The following is a 17,183-nucleotide window of genomic DNA, read 5'->3' as shown; positions in this document are numbered from 1 at the left end:
TCAACCCCCGCTGCTGTCGGCCGGGCCGATCAACAGGTGATCGCCTTCGCTGAGGCCATCCAGCACCTGGACGCGCAGGCGGTCGCTGACACCCAGGCGCACCGTGCGCTGCTCGATGCTGCCGTTCTTCGCCACCACGCGGGCGATTTGCGTATCCGCGTTGGGCGTGCCTTGCAGCGCAGCGACTGGCACGGTGAGGGCGTCCTTGACCTGGTTTGCGACGAAAAACACTTGGGTGGTCATTTCCGCCATCAGCGCGTTATCGGCGTTGTCCACGTCCAGCAGCACCGTGTACAGCACCACGCGGCCACTGCCGCTTTTGCTGGCGCTGCTCGGGCTGCCGCTGCCCTGGGTTTCGTTCAAGGGTTTGGGTGGAATTGGCAGGATCTGGCGCACGGTGCTGGTCCAACGCCGGCTGCCGCCGCTCAAGGTGGTGAAGTAAGCGCTCATACCGGGTTTGACGTGGCCGATATCCGCCTCGGAGACTTCGGCCCATACGGTCATCGGCGACAACCTGGCGATGCGCAGGATCAGCGGAGTTTGTTGTTGCGCGTTGAGCGTCTGGCCGACCCGCGCATCCACCGCGACCACGGTACCGGCCATCGGCGCATAGATACGCGTGTAACCCAGTTCCGCTTCGTCGCTGCGCAGGCTGGCCCGCGCCTGGCGGATCTGCGCCTGGAACATCTCGACCCGCGCCTGGGTCGCGCTCAGTTCGGCCTTGGCGGTTTGTACATCCTCTTCGCGCGTGGCGTTGCCGGCGCTCAAGCGTTGCTGGCGCTGGTACTTCTGGCGCGCCAATGCATGCTGGGCCTTCTGTTCCTGCAACTGCGCCGCAAGGTTTTCGATGGCGTAGCGGCTGGCATCGAGCTTGGCCTTTTGCGTCGAGGGGTCGATCTCTACCAGCAATTGGCCCTCCTTGACCTGGTCGCCGGCTTCGACGTGGATCTTCTGGATCTGCCCGGAAGCCTGGGCGCCCACATCCACATAACGCCGCGGTTGCAGGGTGCCCAGGGCCGTGACGCTGTTTTCGATATCGCCACGGGTGACGGTGACGGTGGCCAGGGTGTCGCGACCCGGCGCCAGGCCTTGCCAGGTGGCAAACGCAACGATGGGAATCAGGCACGCCACCACAAGCAGGGCGCGTCGGGCAGGTCGAGGGCGTTTCATGCGTAGGTTCCAGCCAGGAAAGATCGGGGCGCAGTCGCGCAGAGCTGACAGTTAAACGAAGAAAATGTCGCAGGATTTAGGCGGTTACACGCGCGGTTACAGCTCGCGCGGCGAAAAAAATCGGCCGTTGATGCGAGACTTCTTTAAAAGTAGATGAGAATTACTATAAATTGCACCTACTCAAACTGCCATCATCGATGGGCCTGTTCCTACCCGAACTGGCATCGTTAGCACCACGGCCATGGGGCCAGGAGTCATGTTGGAAAACTACTATCGTGAGCTGGTGTGTTTCCTCAACGCCAAGCTGGGCAACCGTCAGGTGGCCGAGGATGTGGTGCATGACGCGTATGTGCGGGTGCTGGAGCGTTCCAGTGACACCCCGATCGAACAGCCGCGCGCGTTCCTGTATCGCACCGCGTTGAACCTGGTGATCGACGGCCATCGGCGCAACGCCCTGCGCCAGGTCGAGCCGCTGGAGGTGCTGGACAGCGAAGAACGCTTCGCCCCGTGTTCACCCCACGCCAGCCACGACCAGGGCCAGCGCCTGGAGCTGCTCGAGCGCGCCCTGGCCGAGCTGCCGGCGGCCTGCCGCGACAGTTTCCTGCTGCGCAAACTCGACGGCCTGTCCCATCTGCAAATCGCCGAGCGCCTGAGCATTTCCCGCAGCCTGGTGGAAAAGCACATCGTCAATGCCATGAAGCACTGCCGGTCACGCATGCGTGAGTGGGAAGCCCACTGAAGCGGCATTAGTTAAATTTTATTTCACTGTCCTCGTTTCCTATCAACACACGGCCTGTTGTGCAGGCCATGAAGGTATTCCCGCCCCAACCGCCAAGGGGCTTATCCAGAGGACACTGGAATGACACAGGCAATTGCTTCGCCCGCGGTTCACGACCTGATCGGTATCGGCTTCGGCCCATCGAACCTGGCGCTGGCCATCGCCCTGCAGGAGCGTGAAAAGGCCCAGGGCAAACTGGACGTGCTGTTCCTCGACAAACAAGCCGACTACCGCTGGCATGGCAATACCCTGGTGACCCAGAGCGAACTGCAGATTTCCTTCCTCAAGGACCTGGTGACCCTGCGCAATCCCACCAGCCCGTATTCCTTCGTCAATTACCTGAAGGCCCACGAGCGCCTGGTGGACTTTATCAACCTGGGCACGTTCTACCCGTGCCGCATGGAGTACAACGACTACCTGCGCTGGGTCGCCGGGCAATTCCAGGCCCAGGCCCGCTACGGCGAAGAAGTGCTGGCCATCGAGCCGATCCTGCACCAGCAGCAGGTGGAAGCGCTGCGCGTGATTTCCCGTGACGCCCAGGGTGAACAGCATGTGCGCACCACGCGCGCGGTGGTGGTCAGCGCCGGTGGCACGCCGCGTATTCCCGAGGCGTTCAAGGCGCTCAAGGGCGACAGCCGGGTGTTCCACCATTCCCAGTACCTGGAGCGCATGGCCGGCCAGCCCTGTGTCGACGGCAAGCCGATGCGCATCGCGGTGATCGGCGGTGGTCAGAGCGCCGCCGAAGCCTTTATCGACCTCAACGACAGCTTCCCCTCGGTGCAGGTTGACCTGATCCTGCGCGGCTCGGCGCTCAAACCCGCCGATGACAGCCCGTTCGTCAATGAAGTGTTCTCGCCGGCCTTTACCGACCTGGTATTCCAGCAAGTCGGCGCCGAACGTGAGCGCCTGGTCGCCGAGTACCAGAACACCAACTACTCGGTGGTGGACCTGGACCTGATCGAACGCATCTACGGCATCTTCTATCGCCAGAAAGTCTCCGGTATCGCGCGCCAGGTGTTTCGCACCATGACCGTGGTCGAAAAGGCCACCCCCGGTCCGCTCGGCATCGAACTGACGTTGCGCAACAACGCTACCGGCGAAACCTGCGTGAATCACTACGACGCGGTAATCCTCGCCACCGGTTACGAACGCCAGATGCACCGCGAACTGCTCGCGCCGCTGGAGGCCTACATGGGCGACTTCGACGTGGCCCGCGACTACCGTATCGTCACCGATGAACGCTGCAAGGCGGGTATCTATATCCAGGGGTTCAGCCAGGCCAGCCATGGCTTGAGCGATACGTTGCTGTCGGTGCTGCCGATTCGCGCGGATGAGATTGCGGCGTCGTTGTATGCGCTGGACCATCACCGTGGCAAGGCGCGTTCGGTGCAGGACGTGCTGTTGGCTACTGCCAGCTGACCTGTCCCCCTGTAGGAGCGAGCTTGCTCGCGAAGAACGCAAGAGCGCCGCGTTAATCCAGACAAGGCGCGTTATCGTAGACGTTCTTCGCGAGCAAGGGCTAGCCGCCCGCCTCGCTCCTACAGACGGCACTTGTGACAAGGGGTGGCTGCTGATACTGTACAAAAAACCAGTATCGGTAGCTCTCCATGCAGTTGATCGAAAAACTCAGCATCCTCGCCGATGCCGCCAAGTACGACGCGTCATGCGCCAGCAGTGGCGCACCCAAGCGCAGCTCCGAAGGCAAGGCGGGGCTGGGTTCCACCGATGGCATGGGGATTTGCCACAGCTATACGCCGGACGGGCGTTGCGTGTCGCTGCTCAAGGTGTTGCTCACCAACTTCTGTCTGTACGACTGCCAGTATTGCGTCAACCGCCGTTCCAGCGATGTGCCCCGTGCGCGGTTCAGCCCGGAGGAGGTGGTCACCCTGACCCTGGACTTCTACAAGCGCAATTGCGTCAGCGGCCTGTTTCTCAGTTCCGGCATCATCCGTTCGGCCGACTACACCATGGAACAATTGGTGCGGGTCGCCAGGCTGTTGCGCGAAGAGCACGACTTTCGCGGCTATATCCACCTCAAGACCATTCCCGAAGCCGACCCGGCGCTGATCGCCGAGGCCGGGCGTTATGCCGACCGCCTGAGTGTGAATATCGAACTGCCCACCGATGCGAGCCTGCAAACCCTGGCGCCGGAAAAGCAGATCGTCTCGATCAAGCAGGCCATGCAGACCATCTACACCGGTGAGCAGACCGTGCTCAACGAACCCCGCGCGCCGCGCTTCGCCCCGGCCGGGCAGAGCACGCAGATGATCGTCGGCGCCGACGACACCGACGACAGCACCATCCTGCACGGTGCCGAAGCCCTGTATGGCAATTACAAGCTGCGCCGCGTGTATTACTCGGCCTTCAGTCCCATCCCCAACAGCCCGAAAAGCGTGCCCCTGGCCGCGCCGCCGTTGATGCGCGAGCATCGCTTGTACCAGGCCGATTTCCTGTTGCGCAGCTACGGTTTCAGCGCCAACGAGCTGTTCGAAGGCCCCGGCCACCTGGCTTTGGATATCGACCCCAAGCTGGCCTGGGCCCTGGAACATCGCGAGGTGTTCCCCCTGGACCTGAACCGCGCCGAACCGACCTTGATCGCGCGCATTCCCGGTATTGGCCTGCGTACCACCCAGCGCCTGGTCGACCTGCGCCGCGAACGCAAGATCCGCTTCGAAGACCTGGCGCGCATGCGCTGCGTGCTGGCCAAGGCCAAGCCGTTTTTCATCACCAGCGACTACCACCCCCAGCAAGCGGACACCACCAGCGTCTTGCTGCGCGAGCAGCTGCGCGATCGCCCGCAACCGCAACAGATGGGGTTGTGGGGATGATCAGCCTGGAATGCGACAACCTGTTCAGCACCTGGCGCGAACAGGCGCGCTGGCTGCTCAGCCATCAGGTCGACCCCAGCCAGGTGAGTTGGGGCGAAGCCGAGGTGGCGGATCTGTTTGCCACCGACGAGCCGATTCCGTCTGGGCCTGGCCCGTTCCAGGCGCGCATTCCCAAGGCGTTGCTGCCCCTGCTGGAATCGGCCGCCTGCTACCACGGCGACCAGCGCTGGAGTTTGCTGTACGAGGTGTTGTGGCGGGTCAGCCATGGTGATCGCACGGCGATGCTGGCCGGTGACAAGTTGGGCAGCGAGTTGCAGCGACGCATCAAGCAGGTCAGTCGTGAAGCCCACCACTTGCACGCGTTTGTACGGTTTATCGCATTGCCGCCGGGGGCAGGGCCGCAGCTGCCGGAGTACGTGGCCTGGCACGAACCGGCCCACGATATTCTGCAAAGCGCCAGCCAGCATTTTGTCGGGCGCATGGGCCGGCATCGCTGGATGATCGCAACGCCCCTGGACGGCGTGTATTACGACGGCGAGCAATTGATTCACCAACGCCAGTGCCCCGAGGCTTGGCAGCAACTGGCGCAGAATGTCGAGGACCCGCACAGCGCCATGTGGTTGACCTATTACAGCCACATCTTCAACCCGGCGCGGTTGAACCCCAAGGTGATGGAAGGGCATTTGCCGAGCCGATTCTGGAAGAACCTGCCGGAGGGCAAGTTGATTCCGGGGCTTATCAGCGAGGCGCGTACGGGCAAGCAGAAAGATGGGCAGGCCAAGCTGGTTGGTGCCAAGCCGGGCAAACGAATTGCGGGCGGGCATGGTTAAAAAATGTGGGAGGGGCTTGCCCCCTCCAACATTGGTATTGTGGTGCTTGTTATAGCGCCGTCAGCCAGGAGCAAGCATGTCTACCGTCGTTCGTAATGCCCAAGCCTCAGATGCCGAGGGCATCAGCCAGGTCATCCTCGCCGCCTTGCACGGCAGCAACGCACGAGATTACCCGGCGGATGTGATCGCCCGCGTGGCGAGCAATTTTACACCCGAGGCGGTTTTGGAACTGCTCAAGCGTCGTGTGGTACTGGTGGCGGTAAGAGCGCAGGTGATCGTCGCCACGGCGGCCCTGGATGCCAACGTAGTGCGCTCGGTGTTCGTCAACCCTGCGCTGCAAGGGCAGGGCATTGGCCGGCTGCTGATGATCGAGATCGAGCTGCGCGCCCGTGAAGCCGGGGTGAGCGTGTTGAGTGTGCCGTCTTCGCTGACCGCCGAGCCTTTCTATAGCAAGCTGGGTTTTCATACCGTGCGCGATGTCTACCACGGCAACGAGCGCACGCTGGTCATGGAAAAGGCGCTGCTGTCTCGGCACCCCATCGGCCCGTATCGCGACCGCCAGCACCGTGCGCAGGTGGTTGCGTTATGGCAGGAAGCGTTCGGCTATGACACCGCGCATAACCTGCCGACCCTGGCGATTGATAAGAAGCTGGCGGTCAATGACGGGCTGTTCTTTGTCGCCACCGACAAAAAAACCGTGATCGGCACGATCCTCGCCGGGTACGACGGCCATCGTGGCTGGCTGTATTCGGTGGCGGTGCACGCCGACTATCGTCGCCACGGCCTGGGATCATCGTTGGTGCGTCACGCGGAACAGGCGTTGACGGCGCTGGGTTGCATGAAGATCAACCTGCAGATCACCAGCGGCAATGATGCGGTGGCGGGGTTTTACGAGGCGTTGGGGTATGGGGTGGAGCAGAGGATCAGCATGGGCAAGAAGATTGCCAGTAACATCCCCCAAACTTGAAAATACCGGGAATCAAAATGTGGGAGGGGGCTTGCTCCCGATAGCAATGTGTCAGTCACCGAAGATGTTGACTGATACACCGCCATCGGGAGCAAGCCCCCTCCCACATTGAGTTTTGCGTTGTGGCTAGTAGACTTTGACGATCCAACCCGCTGGCGCTTCAACATCACCGGTCTGCACACCTGTCAGCTCTTTGTAGAGCTTCTGGGTAACCGGGCCCACTTCGGTCTCGCTGTGGAACACGTGCAGTTTGCCGTTGTACTGAATGCCACCGATCGGCGAGATCACCGCAGCGGTGCCGCAGGCTCCGGCTTCCTTGAATTGGTCCAGCTTGTCGATGAACACCTCGCCCTCGACCACGGTGAGGCCCAGGCGGCTCTGGGCCAGTTCGATCAGCGACAGGCGGGTGATGCCCGGCAGTACCGAAGGCGACTTCGGTGTGATGAACTGGTTGTCATGGGTGATGCCGAAAAAGTTGGCCGAGCCGACTTCTTCGATTTTCGAATGGGTCATCGGGTCCAGGTAAATCGCGTCGGCGAAGCCGGATTTTCTCGCTTCCGACCCTGGCATCAAGCTGGCGGCATAGTTACCGCCGACTTTCGCGGCACCGGTGCCCTGTGGCGCGGCGCGGTCGAAGGTGGAAATCTGGAAGTTGTGGGGCACCAGGCCGCCTTTGAAATAGGCGCCGACCGGGATGCAGAACACCGAGAAGATGAACTCCGGCGCGGTGCGCACACCAATGTTGTCACCGGTGCCGATCACGAACGGGCGCAGGTACAGCGCGCCGCCGCTGCCGTAAGGCGGGATGAAGCGCTCGTTGGCCTTGACCACTTGTTTGCAGGCATCGATGAACGCATCGGTCGTCACATGCGGCATCAGCAGGCGGGCACAGCTGCGCTGCATGCGCGCGGCGTTCTGGTCCGGACGGAACAGGTTGATCGAGCCGTCCTTGCAGCGGTAGGCCTTGAGGCCTTCAAAGCACTGCTGGCCATAGTGCAGGGCGGTGGAGCCCTCGCTGATGTGCAGCACGTTGTCGTCGGTCAGGGTGCCGTCTTGCCATTCGCCGTTTTTCCAGACCTGGAGAAACCGCTTGTCGGTCTTGATGTAGTCAAAACCCAGCGTGTCCCAATTGATGCTCTCGTTACCCATGACACCCTCTATCTTGGTCAAGTCGGATTTTTTTCTGGATGGCACAACAATACTGCATTCTTGGCTTGTGTGGGAGCGGGCGGATGGACCATTCGACATCTCTGTTGGCTGATCCATTGCTATCGGGGGCAAGCCCCCTCCCACAGGGGAATGCATTCCAAATGTGGGAGGGGCGGTGCGACGATTCGACTTGCCCCCGATGGCCGCACCCCGGTTCTACAGATGCAACGCGTGGCCCAGGGCTCGCAACGCCGCTTCCTGTACGGCTTCACCCAACGTCGGATGGGCATGGATGGTGCCGGCCACATCCTCCAGGCGCGCGCCCATTTCCAGGCTCAGGCCGAACGCCGTGGACAGCTCGGACACGCCAGCGCCCACCGCCTGCCAGCCGACAATCAGGTGATTGTCACGCCGCGCCACCACCCGCACGAAACCGGTGTTCGACTCCAGGGTCATGGCCCGGCCGTTGGCGGCGAAGGGGAAGCTCGACACGATGCACTCCACACCGGCCGCCTTGGCTTCATCAGGCGTCTTGCCGACCACCACCACTTCCGGGTCGGTGAAGCATACGGCCGGGATCGCCGCCGGGTTGAATTCGCGGGATTTGCCACTGATCAGTTCGGCAACCATTTCGCCCTGGGCCATGGCGCGGTGCGCCAGCATTGGCTCGCCGCTCAGGTCGCCGATGGCCCAGACGTTGCGCATGCTGGTCTGGCAACGGCTGTCGATCTTGATCGCCGCGCCGTTCATCGCCAGGTTCAGCGCTTCGAGGTTCCAGCCCTGGGTGTTGGGTTTGCGACCCACGGCCACCAGCACCTGGTCGGTCTCCAGCGCCAGCGTGTCGCCATTGGGGTCGCGCACTTGCAGGCGGTTGTCGGTAAAGCCAGTGACGCTGTGCTGGAGGTACAGCTTGATGCCTAGTCGTTTGAGCGACTCGCCGACCGGTTGGGTCAGCTCGGCGTCGTAGGCCGGCAGGATGCGCTCCTGGGCCTCGACCACACTGACTTCGGCCCCGAGCTTGCGGTAGGCAATGCCCAGCTCCAGGCCGATATAACCGCCGCCCACCACGATCAGCCGCCTCGGCACACGGGTCGGTGCCAGGGCTTCGGTGGACGAAATGACCGGCCCGCCCAGCGGCAGCATCGGCAGCTCGACGCTTTTCGAACCGGTGGCCAGCAGCAGGTGTTCGCACTGAATGCGCTGGTCGCCCACGTCGACCGTCTTGCCGTCCACCACCTTGGCCCAACCGTGAACCACCTGCACCTTGTGTTTTTTCAGCAGCGCGGCGACGCCGGTGGTCAGGCGATCGACGATACCGTCTTTCCATTCCACGCTTTTGCGGATGTCCAGGGTAGGCACATCCATTTCGATGCCCAGGGGCGAGCCCTGGCTGTGGTGAACGCTTTGCTGGAACTGTTCGGCCACGTGGATCAAGGCTTTGGACGGAATGCAGCCGATGTTCAGGCAGGTACCGCCCAACGCCTGGCCTTCCACCAGAATGGTCGGGATGCCCAGCTGGCCGGCGCGAATCGCGGCCACATAACCGCCCGGGCCGCCGCCGATAATCAGCAGGGTGGTGTGTAATGTCGAAGTCATGCCCTTACTCCAGGAACAGGCTGGCGGGTTGTTCGAGCAGGCTGCGAATGGCCTGGATGAATTGCGCCGCGTCCATGCCATCGACCACGCGGTGATCGAACGAGCTGGAGAGGTTCATCATCTTGCGCACCACGATCTGGCCCTTGATCACCATGGGCCGCTCGACGATGCGGTTGACACCGACGATGGCGACTTCCGGCAGGTTCAGTACCGGCGTGCTGACAATCCCGCCCAGCGCGCCGAGGCTGGTCAGGGTGATAGTCGAGCCCGACAGCTCGTCGCGGCTGGCCTTGCCAGTGCGCGCAGCCGTGGCCAGGCGTGCGATTTCTTCGGCATTGCCCCACAGGCTACGGGCTTCGGCATGGCGCACCACCGGCACCATCAAGCCGACATCGCTCTGGGTGGCGACGCCCACATGCACCGCACCGAGGCGGGTGATGACCTGGGCTTCGTCGTCGTAGCGCGCGTTGATCTGGGGGAAATCGCGCAGTGCCACCACCATGGCACGCACGATGAACGGCAACAGGGTCAGCTTGCCGCGGGTGGCGCCGTGTTTTTCATTGAGGTGCACGCGCAGCTCGTCCAGCGCCGTGACGTCGATTTCTTCCACATAGCTGAAATGCGCGGCGCGGCGGGTGGCGTCCTGCATGCGCTGGGCGATCTTGCGGCGCATGCCGATTACCGGAATCTGGTGCTCGTCGTTGCGTTCGGCGTAGGGGTTAGCCGCTGTCGCGGTGTTGCTCGTGCCTTGCTGAAGGTAGGCGTCGAGGTCTTCATGCAGAATCCGCCCGGCCGGACCTGTGCCCTGTACCAGGCGCAACGCAATACCCGCATCCAGCGCACGCTTGCGCACGGCCGGGGAGGCCAGCGGGCGTTCATTGCCATCACGCGCTACCGGTGCCGGTGCCGGTGCCTTGACCGCGACAGGCGCGGGCTGGCTTTGAACCGGTGGCGGCGTGTTCTCCACCACCGGCGCGGCTTTTTCTACCGGTGCGGCCACGGCTGGCGCTTCCTTGGCGTTACCGGCGCCTTCGACTTCAATGCTGATCAAAATACTGCCCACCGCCATGACTTCACCCGGCTCGCCGCCGAGGGAAATCACCTTGCCGTGGACCGGCGAGGGAATATCCACCATCGCCTTGTCGGTCATCACATCCGCCAGTACCTGGTCTTCGACGACCATGTCGCCGACCTTGACATGCCACTGCGACAGTTCAACTTCCGCGATGCCTTCGCCAATGTCCGGCATCTTGATTACGTGCGTGCCCATTCAGACCTCCATGACCCGTTTCAACGCCGCGCCCACTCGGGACGGGCCTGGGAAATACGCCCACTCCTGCGCGTGCGGGTAGGGGGTGTCCCAGCCGGTGACGCGCTCGATCGGCGCTTCCAGGTGGTGGAAGCAATGTTCCTGCACCAGCGCCACCAGCTCGGCGCCAAATCCGCAGGTGCGCGTGGCTTCGTGCACCACGACGCAACGGCCGGTCTTTTTCACCGAGTTGACGATGGTTTCCAGGTCCAGCGGCCACAGGCTGCGCAGGTCGATGACTTCAGCGTCGATGCCAGTTTCTTCGGCAGCGACTTGCGACACATACACGGTGGTGCCGTAGGTCAGCACGGTCACGGCCGAACCCGGACGCACGATGGCGGCCACGTCCAGCGGCACGGTGTAGTAACCGTCCGGCACTTGCGCTTGCGGGTGTTTCGACCACGGCGTCACCGGGCGGTCGTGGTGGCCATCGAACGGGCCGTTATACAGGCGCTTGGGTTCAAGGAAGATCACCGGGTCATCGTTTTCGATGGAGGCGATCAGCAGGCCCTTGGCATCGTAAGGGTTGGACGGCATCACCGTGCGCAGGCCGCAGACCTGGGTGAACACCGCTTCGATACTCTGGCTGTGGGTCTGGCCGCCGTAGATGCCGCCGCCGCACGGCATGCGCATGGTCAAGGGCGCGGTGAACTGGCCGGCCGAGCGATAACGCAGGCGCGCGGCCTCGGAGATGATCTGGTCGGTGGCGGGGTAGACGTAGTCGGCGAACTGGATTTCCGCGACCGGGCGCAGGCCGTAGGCGCCCATGCCCACCGCCACGCCGATGATGCCGCTTTCGGAAATCGGCGCGTCGAATACCCGTGAGCTGCCGTACTTGGTCTGCAAGCCTTCGGTGCAACGGAACACGCCGCCGAAGTAACCGACGTCCTGGCCGAACACCACCACGTTGTCGTCACGTTCAAGCATCACATCCATGGCCGAGCGCAGGGCCTGGATCATGGTCATGGTGGTGGTGGTCATGGCGGTTTCCAGTTCGATGCTGTTGTTGTGATCGTTCATGTCAGACCCCCAGCTCTTGACGCTGGCGCTTCAAGTGCTCCGGCATCTCTTTATAGACGTCTTCGAACATGGTCGCGGCGCTTGGAATCTGGCCGCCGGCGAGGGTGCCGTACTGTTCGGCCTGTTTTTGCGCGGCGATCACTTCGGCTTCAAGTTCGGCACTGACTGCCGCGTGTTCCTCTTCGGACCACTGGCCAATCCGGATCAGGTGCTGCTTGAGACGGGCAATCGGGTCGCCCAATGGGAAGTGGCTCCAGTCATCGGCAGGGCGGTACTTGGACGGATCATCGGAGGTCGAGTGCGGGCCGGCGCGGTAAGTGACCCACTCGATCAGGCTCGGCCCCAGGTTGCGGCGCGCACGCTCGGCGGCCCAGGCAGACGCGGCGTACACCGCAATGAAGTCGTTGCCGTCGACCCGCAGGGAAGCGATACCGCAACCCACGCCGCGTCCGGCGAAGGTAGTGGCTTCACCACCGGCGATGGCCTGAAAGGTCGAGATGGCCCATTGGTTATTCACCACGTTGAGGATCACCGGGGCGCGGTAGACGTGGGCGAAGGTGAGGGCGGTGTGGAAGTCCGATTCTGCGGTGGCGCCGTCGCCGATCCAGGCCGAGGCGATCTTGGTATCGCCCTTGATCGCCGAGGCCATGCCCCAGCCCACGCCCTGTACGAACTGGGTGGCGAGGTTGCCGGAAATGGTGAAGAAACCGGCGTCCTTGACCGAGTACATGATCGGCAACTGGCGGCCCTTGAGCGGGTCGCGCTCGTTGGACAGCAGTTGGCAGATCAGGTCGACCAGCGGCACATCGCGAGCCATCAGAATGCTTTGCTGGCGGTAGGTGGGGAAGCACATGTCGTCAATGTTCAAGGCCAGGGCCTGGGCGCTGCCAATGGCTTCTTCGCCTAGGCTCTGCATGTAGAACGACATTTTTTTCTGGCGCTGGGCGACCACCATGCGGTTGTCGAAGATGCGTGTCTTGAGCATCGCGCGCATGCCTTTGCGCATGATGTCGGCGCTGACACCCTCGGCCCACGGGCCCAGGGCCTGGCCCTGGTCGTCGAGCACGCGGATCAGGCCCTTGGCCAGGTCGGCGGTGTCGGCCGGTTCTACGTCGATGGCGGGTTTGCGCACCAGGCCGGCGTCGGTCAGGCGCAGGTAGGTGAAGTCGGTCTTGCAGCCTGGACGGCCCGAGGGTTCAGGGACGTGCAGGCGCAGCGGTTCGTACGGCTGGGTCATGGCTTCTACGCTCGATCTTGTGAATTTCTTGTAGTGGGCGCGCTAGCTGACAGTCAGTCTTCGGGTAGAAGAAATCTTGTCCTACAACAATCATAGGCGTGGCGTAGAAGAATATTTATCTGTGTTTCATTGCGCTCAAGATCATTTGCGGATAAAAAATCTGCATAAACATAATAAACAGGTGATTTTGTCTCATGCGCAAACTGGACCGTACCGATATCGGCATTCTCAACGCCCTGCAGGAGAACGCGCGCATCACCAACGCCGACCTGGCCCGCTCGGTCAACCTGTCGCCCACGCCGTGCTTCAACCGGGTGAAGGCGATGGAGGAGTTGGGCCTGATTCGCGAGCAGGTCACGCTGCTGGACGCCGACCTGCTGGGGCTGCATGTGAATGTGTTCATCCATGTCAGCCTGGAAAAGCAGAATGAACTGGCGTTGCAGCAGTTCGAAGGGGCGATCTCCGACCGGCCGGAAGTGATGGAGTGTTACCTGATGGCCGGCGACCCGGATTATCTGATCCGGGTGCTGGTGCCGACGATCCAGGCCCTGGAGCGCTTCATGATGGACTTTCTGACCAAGGTGCCGGGTGTGGCGAACATCCGTTCCAGTTTTGCCTTGAAGCAAGTGCGCTACAAAACCGCACTGCCGCTGCCGGCCAACGGCATCAGCCTAGGTACCTGATTCAACACAAGACAAATGTGGAAGGGGGCTTGCCCCCGATAGCGGTGTGACAGTCAGCTTATCTGTAGCTGACTCACCGCCATCGGGAGCAAGCCCCCTCCCACATTTTTAACCGCATTTCAAAGTTGGTTGAGGGGAATCTTCAGGTAGGTCACGCCGTTTTCTTCCGCCGGCGGCATATTCCCCGCCCGCACATTCACCTGGATCGCCGGCAACAACAGCGTCGGCATCCCCAGCCCGGCATCACGGGCGGTGCGCATCGCTACAAATGCCGCTTCATCCACCCCGTCATGCACATGGATATTTCCCGCCCGTTGTTCCGCCACGGTGGTCAGGCACTTGGCCTCACGGCCCTCGGGTGGGTAGTCATGGCATACATACAGTTTGGTATCCGAAGGGAAGGCCAGCAACTTGCGCATCGACGCGTACAACTGGCGCGCATCGCCGCCGGGGAAGTCGCAGCGCGCGGTGCCGACGTCGGGCATGAACAGGGTGTCGCCCACCAGGATCAAGCGCCCGTCGATCAGGTAAGCCATATCCGCCGGGGTATGCCCGGGCACATGCAGCGCCTGGGCCTGCAGGCCGCCAATGTGAAAGATCTCATCCGGCGCAAACAAGTGGTCGAACTGCGAGCCATCGACGCGAAACTCCGGTTCCAGGTTGAACAGGTGCTTGAACACGCCCTGCACCTGGCTGATGGACTGGCCGATGGCAATCTTGCCGCCCAGGGCGCGTCGCAGGTAAGGCGCGGCGGACAGGTGGTCGGCATGGGCATGGGTTTCCAGCAGCCATTGCACCTTGAGGCCATGCTCTTGGACAAAGGCAATCACCTGGTCGGCCTGCGTGGTCTCGGTGCGCCCGGAAGCCGGGTCGTAGTTGAGCACCGAGTCGACGATGGCGCAGGCACCGCCGTGCGCTTCATAGACGACGTAGGTATAGGTCGACGATGCCTCGTCCAGAAAGGCTTGAATCAACGCTGGCATGGCGGCTGTCCCCGATGCGGAAAAAAGTAGTTACAATCAGTTTACGTTTACACATAATGTTTTGAGCTTAAGTGAGACAAAGGAGCCGAGGCAAATGGAATCTACGTTGAGTGAGGGCGAAGTCGCCCAGTTGCGTGCATCGGCGTCCAAGGCCTGTTCCTTGCTCAAGGCGCTGGCCAACGAAGACCGCTTGTTGATCCTCTGCCAGCTGACCCAGGGCGAGCGCAACGTCGGCGAGCTGGAAGCGCTGACCGGCGTACGCCAGCCCACGCTGTCACAACAGTTGGGCATCCTGCGGGACGAAGGGTTGGTTGCCACCCGTCGGGAAGGCAAATACATTTTCTACGGATTGGCCAGCCACGAAGTGATTCAAGTGATGAAGACCCTGTCCGGCCTGTACTGCGGCGCGGTCATAAAAAGCTGGGCGTGACGCCATCCGGCAGCGACCCTTGTGTGCACTGACTCAAGAAGGCAGTAGACAATGACCGAACAACACTGGGGACCTACCATCAGTGGCGATATCGTAGTCATCGGCGGCGGCTCGGCAGGCATCGGCCTGCTGGCCAGCCTGCTCAAGCGCGACCCGCACCTGAACATCACCCTGATCGAACCCAACGACTTCCATTGCTATCAACCCGCCTGGACCCTGGTTGGCGGCGGCGCCTATAACCTGCAAAAGACCCGGCGCCCGCTGGCCGACGTACTGCCCGACGGCGTCACCTGGATCCAGGCCGCGGTCAGCCAGTTGTTGCCTGACGAGCAGAGCCTGGTGCTCGACAGCGGCCAGCGCGTCAGCTGGCGCCACTTGATCGTCTGCCCCGGCCTGCGCCTGGCCTGGGAAAAGATCGAAGGCCTGCAAGATACCCTCGGCCGCCATGGCGTCACCTCCAACTACAGCTACGAGCATGCCGCCTACACCTGGCAACTGGTGCAGCAACTCAACGGCGGCAAGGCGCTCTTCACCCAGCCGGCCATGCCGATCAAATGCGCCGGTGCCCCGCAGAAGGCCATGTACCTGTCCTGCGATCACTGGCTCAGGCAGGGCACCCTGAAAAACATCGAGGTGGAATTCAACCTGGCCGGTGCCGCGCTGTTCGGTGTGCCGGCGTTCGTGCCGCCGTTGATGAAATACGTCGAGAAATACAACGCTCGCCTGGCGTTCAATGCCAACCTGATCAAGGTCGATGGCCCGGCACGCAAGGCCTGGTTTGAAGTGAAGGACGCCGAAGGCAACGTCAGCCTCGTTGAAAAAACCTTCGACCTGCTGCATGTGGTACCGCCGCAAGTCTCCCCGGATTTTATCCGCCAAAGCCCGCTGGCCGACGCCGGCGGCTGGTGCGAAGTGAACCCCCACAGCCTGCAACACTTGCGTTACCCGCATATCTTCGGCCTCGGAGATGTGTGCGGCACTACCAACGCCAAGACCGCTGCGGCGGTGCGCAAGCAAATCGTGGTGGTTGCCGAGAACCTGCTGGCCCTGCGCAAGCAGGCGCCGCTGCCGCTCAAGTACGACGGCTATGGCTCCTGCCCATTGACGGTGGAGAAGGGCAAAGTGGTGCTGGCCGAGTTCGGTTATGGCGGCAAGCTGCTGCCGACTTTTCCTCTCGACCCGACCCAGGCACGCCGCTCGATGTGGTTCCTCAAGGCCACGTTGCTGCCATGGTTCTACTGGAACGGCATGCTCAAGGGCCGCGAGTGGCTGACCCGCCTGAGCAAGGTGGACTGAATGCTGCTGGCGAGTGTGTTGGGTGTATTGATGGGCCTGGTCATGGGCCTGACCGGTGCGGGCGGCGGCATCCTCGGGGTGCCGGCATTGGTGCTGGGGTTGGGACTGACCATGACCCAAGCTGCGCCGGTGTCATTGCTCGCGGTGGGCGCGGCGGCGGCGGTGGGCGCGATCGACGGCCTGCGCCACGGCCTGGTGCGTTACCGCGCGGCCTTATTGATCGCGTTGCTGGGCGCGCTGTTTTCGCCGCTGGGGGTGTTCGTCGCCCATCAACTGTCGGAGCCGGTGCTGATGGGCCTGTTCAGCGCATTGATGGTGCTGGTGGCCTGGCGCATGTTGCGGCGCGAAAAGGTCGAGGCCGGGCCGAGTGACCACGGCGCCGCCTCCTGGGGCCAGAAGAATTGCATGCTCAACCAGCAGACCGGCCGCCTGGCCTGGACCGCCAAATGCAGCGCGACCCTGGCGGCGCTGGGGGCGGTGACCGGCGCCGTGTCGGGGCTGCTCGGTGTGGGCGGTGGCTTTCTGATCGTTCCGGCGTTCAAGCAACTCACCGATGTGCAGATGCGCGGGATTGTCGCCACTTCGTTGATGGTTGTCAGCCTGCTGTCGTTGATCGGGGTGGTGGGGGCCTTTCACGCCGGGGTGAGCATCGAGCCGGTGGGCTGGGTGTTTATCGGCGCGAGTATCGTCGGCATGTTGGCCGGGCGCCGCTTGTGCTCGGTGATGCCTGCGCGTGCGCTGCAGGTGGGCTTCGCCAGCCTGTGTGTGATGGTGGCCGCAGGCATGCTGCTCAAGGCTTTTTAGGGACCCTCAGTTATGTGCTCAAAAGTGACAAAATGAACCCCGCTCAGGTTTACTGTTCTCTGAGTCATGGCTTCACCGGCCTTGCGCGTCGGTTCATCAAGGT

16 protein-coding genes are annotated in these 17,183 nt (G+C 62.5%); 9 read left to right on the top strand and 7 right to left on the bottom strand.

Annotated features, from left to right (window positions below; translation table 11 throughout):
* Complete coding sequence (locus C4J89_RS16735; RefSeq protein WP_124415066.1) at positions 1–1,170, bottom strand: efflux RND transporter periplasmic adaptor subunit; 1,170 nt, start codon at positions 1,168–1,170, stop codon at positions 1–3.
* A 256-nt stretch (positions 1,171–1,426) separates the two neighbouring features.
* On the opposite strand from C4J89_RS16735, the gene C4J89_RS16730 reads away from it, so the two are divergent.
* From C4J89_RS16730 to C4J89_RS16710, 5 genes are all read left to right on the top strand, one after another.
* Positions 1,427–1,909, top strand: a complete 483-nt coding sequence (locus tag C4J89_RS16730) for a sigma-70 family RNA polymerase sigma factor (RefSeq protein WP_124363428.1) — start codon at positions 1,427–1,429, stop codon at positions 1,907–1,909.
* Between the two features lie 120 nt (positions 1,910–2,029).
* The gene (locus C4J89_RS16725) at positions 2,030–3,367 is read left to right on the top strand and encodes a lysine N(6)-hydroxylase/L-ornithine N(5)-oxygenase family protein (protein ID WP_124415065.1); all 1,338 of its coding nucleotides are present in this window, start codon (positions 2,030–2,032) and stop codon (positions 3,365–3,367) included.
* Between the two features lie 188 nt (positions 3,368–3,555).
* Entirely contained in the window at positions 3,556–4,776 is a 1,221-nt protein-coding gene (locus tag C4J89_RS16720) for a putative DNA modification/repair radical SAM protein (protein WP_124371175.1), read from the top strand.
* Positions 4,773–5,606 (top strand): TIGR03915 family putative DNA repair protein, encoded by an 834-nt coding sequence (locus C4J89_RS16715; protein WP_124415064.1) that lies wholly within the window; start codon positions 4,773–4,775, stop codon positions 5,604–5,606. The genes C4J89_RS16720 and C4J89_RS16715 overlap by 4 nt, the downstream gene beginning before the upstream one ends.
* Before the next feature lie 76 nt (positions 5,607–5,682).
* Positions 5,683–6,573 carry a GNAT family acetyltransferase gene (locus C4J89_RS16710; RefSeq protein ID WP_124415063.1) on the top strand — a complete coding sequence of 297 codons (891 nt, stop codon included), beginning with the start codon at positions 5,683–5,685 and terminating at the stop codon, positions 6,571–6,573.
* A 126-nt stretch (positions 6,574–6,699) separates the two neighbouring features.
* Here C4J89_RS16710 and C4J89_RS16705 read toward each other — a convergent pair whose 3' ends face one another.
* From C4J89_RS16705 to C4J89_RS16685, 5 genes are all read right to left on the bottom strand, one after another.
* On the bottom strand, positions 6,700–7,722 hold the full coding sequence (locus C4J89_RS16705) for a branched-chain amino acid aminotransferase (protein ID WP_124363423.1): 1,023 nt from the start codon (positions 7,720–7,722) through the stop codon (positions 6,700–6,702).
* 216 nt (positions 7,723–7,938) lie between these two features.
* Positions 7,939–9,318 (bottom strand): dihydrolipoyl dehydrogenase, encoded by a 1,380-nt coding sequence (gene lpdA / locus C4J89_RS16700; protein WP_124415062.1) that lies wholly within the window; start codon positions 9,316–9,318, stop codon positions 7,939–7,941.
* Positions 9,319–9,322: 4 nt separating this feature from the next.
* On the bottom strand, positions 9,323–10,588 hold the full coding sequence (locus tag C4J89_RS16695) for a dihydrolipoamide acetyltransferase family protein (protein ID WP_124415061.1): 1,266 nt from the start codon (positions 10,586–10,588) through the stop codon (positions 9,323–9,325).
* Complete coding sequence (locus C4J89_RS16690; RefSeq protein WP_124363420.1) at positions 10,589–11,647, bottom strand: alpha-ketoacid dehydrogenase subunit beta; 1,059 nt, start codon at positions 11,645–11,647, stop codon at positions 10,589–10,591.
* A 1-nt stretch (position 11,648) separates the two neighbouring features.
* Positions 11,649–12,884, bottom strand: a complete 1,236-nt coding sequence (locus C4J89_RS16685; RefSeq protein ID WP_124363419.1) for a 3-methyl-2-oxobutanoate dehydrogenase (2-methylpropanoyl-transferring) subunit alpha — start codon at positions 12,882–12,884, stop codon at positions 11,649–11,651.
* 194 nt (positions 12,885–13,078) lie between these two features.
* Between C4J89_RS16685 and bkdR the strand changes: the two genes are divergently transcribed.
* Positions 13,079–13,567, top strand: coding sequence for a Bkd operon transcriptional regulator BkdR (gene bkdR / locus C4J89_RS16680; RefSeq protein WP_122489983.1), 489 nt, complete (start codon positions 13,079–13,081; stop codon positions 13,565–13,567).
* 119 nt (positions 13,568–13,686) lie between these two features.
* Here the strand turns inward: bkdR and C4J89_RS16675 are convergent, their stop codons facing one another.
* Positions 13,687–14,550, bottom strand: a complete 864-nt coding sequence (locus C4J89_RS16675) for an MBL fold metallo-hydrolase (protein ID WP_124363418.1) — start codon at positions 14,548–14,550, stop codon at positions 13,687–13,689.
* 94 nt (positions 14,551–14,644) lie between these two features.
* Here C4J89_RS16675 and C4J89_RS16670 point away from each other — a divergent pair, with 94 nt between their 5' ends.
* From C4J89_RS16670 to C4J89_RS16660, 3 genes are read left to right on the top strand one after another with little or no spacing between them, the layout of a single operon-like run.
* Positions 14,645–14,980, top strand: coding sequence for a helix-turn-helix transcriptional regulator (locus C4J89_RS16670; protein WP_005789341.1), 336 nt, complete (start codon positions 14,645–14,647; stop codon positions 14,978–14,980).
* A gap of 51 nt (positions 14,981–15,031) precedes the next feature.
* Positions 15,032–16,276, top strand: coding sequence for an FAD/NAD(P)-binding oxidoreductase (locus C4J89_RS16665; protein WP_124415060.1), 1,245 nt, complete (start codon positions 15,032–15,034; stop codon positions 16,274–16,276).
* Positions 16,277–17,080: a sulfite exporter TauE/SafE family protein gene (locus C4J89_RS16660; RefSeq protein WP_124363416.1), complete on the top strand. Its 804-nt coding sequence runs from the start codon at positions 16,277–16,279 to the stop codon at positions 17,078–17,080.
* Positions 17,081–17,183: the final 103 nt, after the last annotated feature.

This window comes from Pseudomonas sp. R4-35-07 (genome assembly GCF_003852235.1).
Classification (GTDB): domain Bacteria; phylum Pseudomonadota; class Gammaproteobacteria; order Pseudomonadales; family Pseudomonadaceae; genus Aquipseudomonas.
The sequence above is the reverse complement of the archived record's forward strand: the minus strand, read 5'-3'. Positions and strand labels throughout refer to the sequence as shown.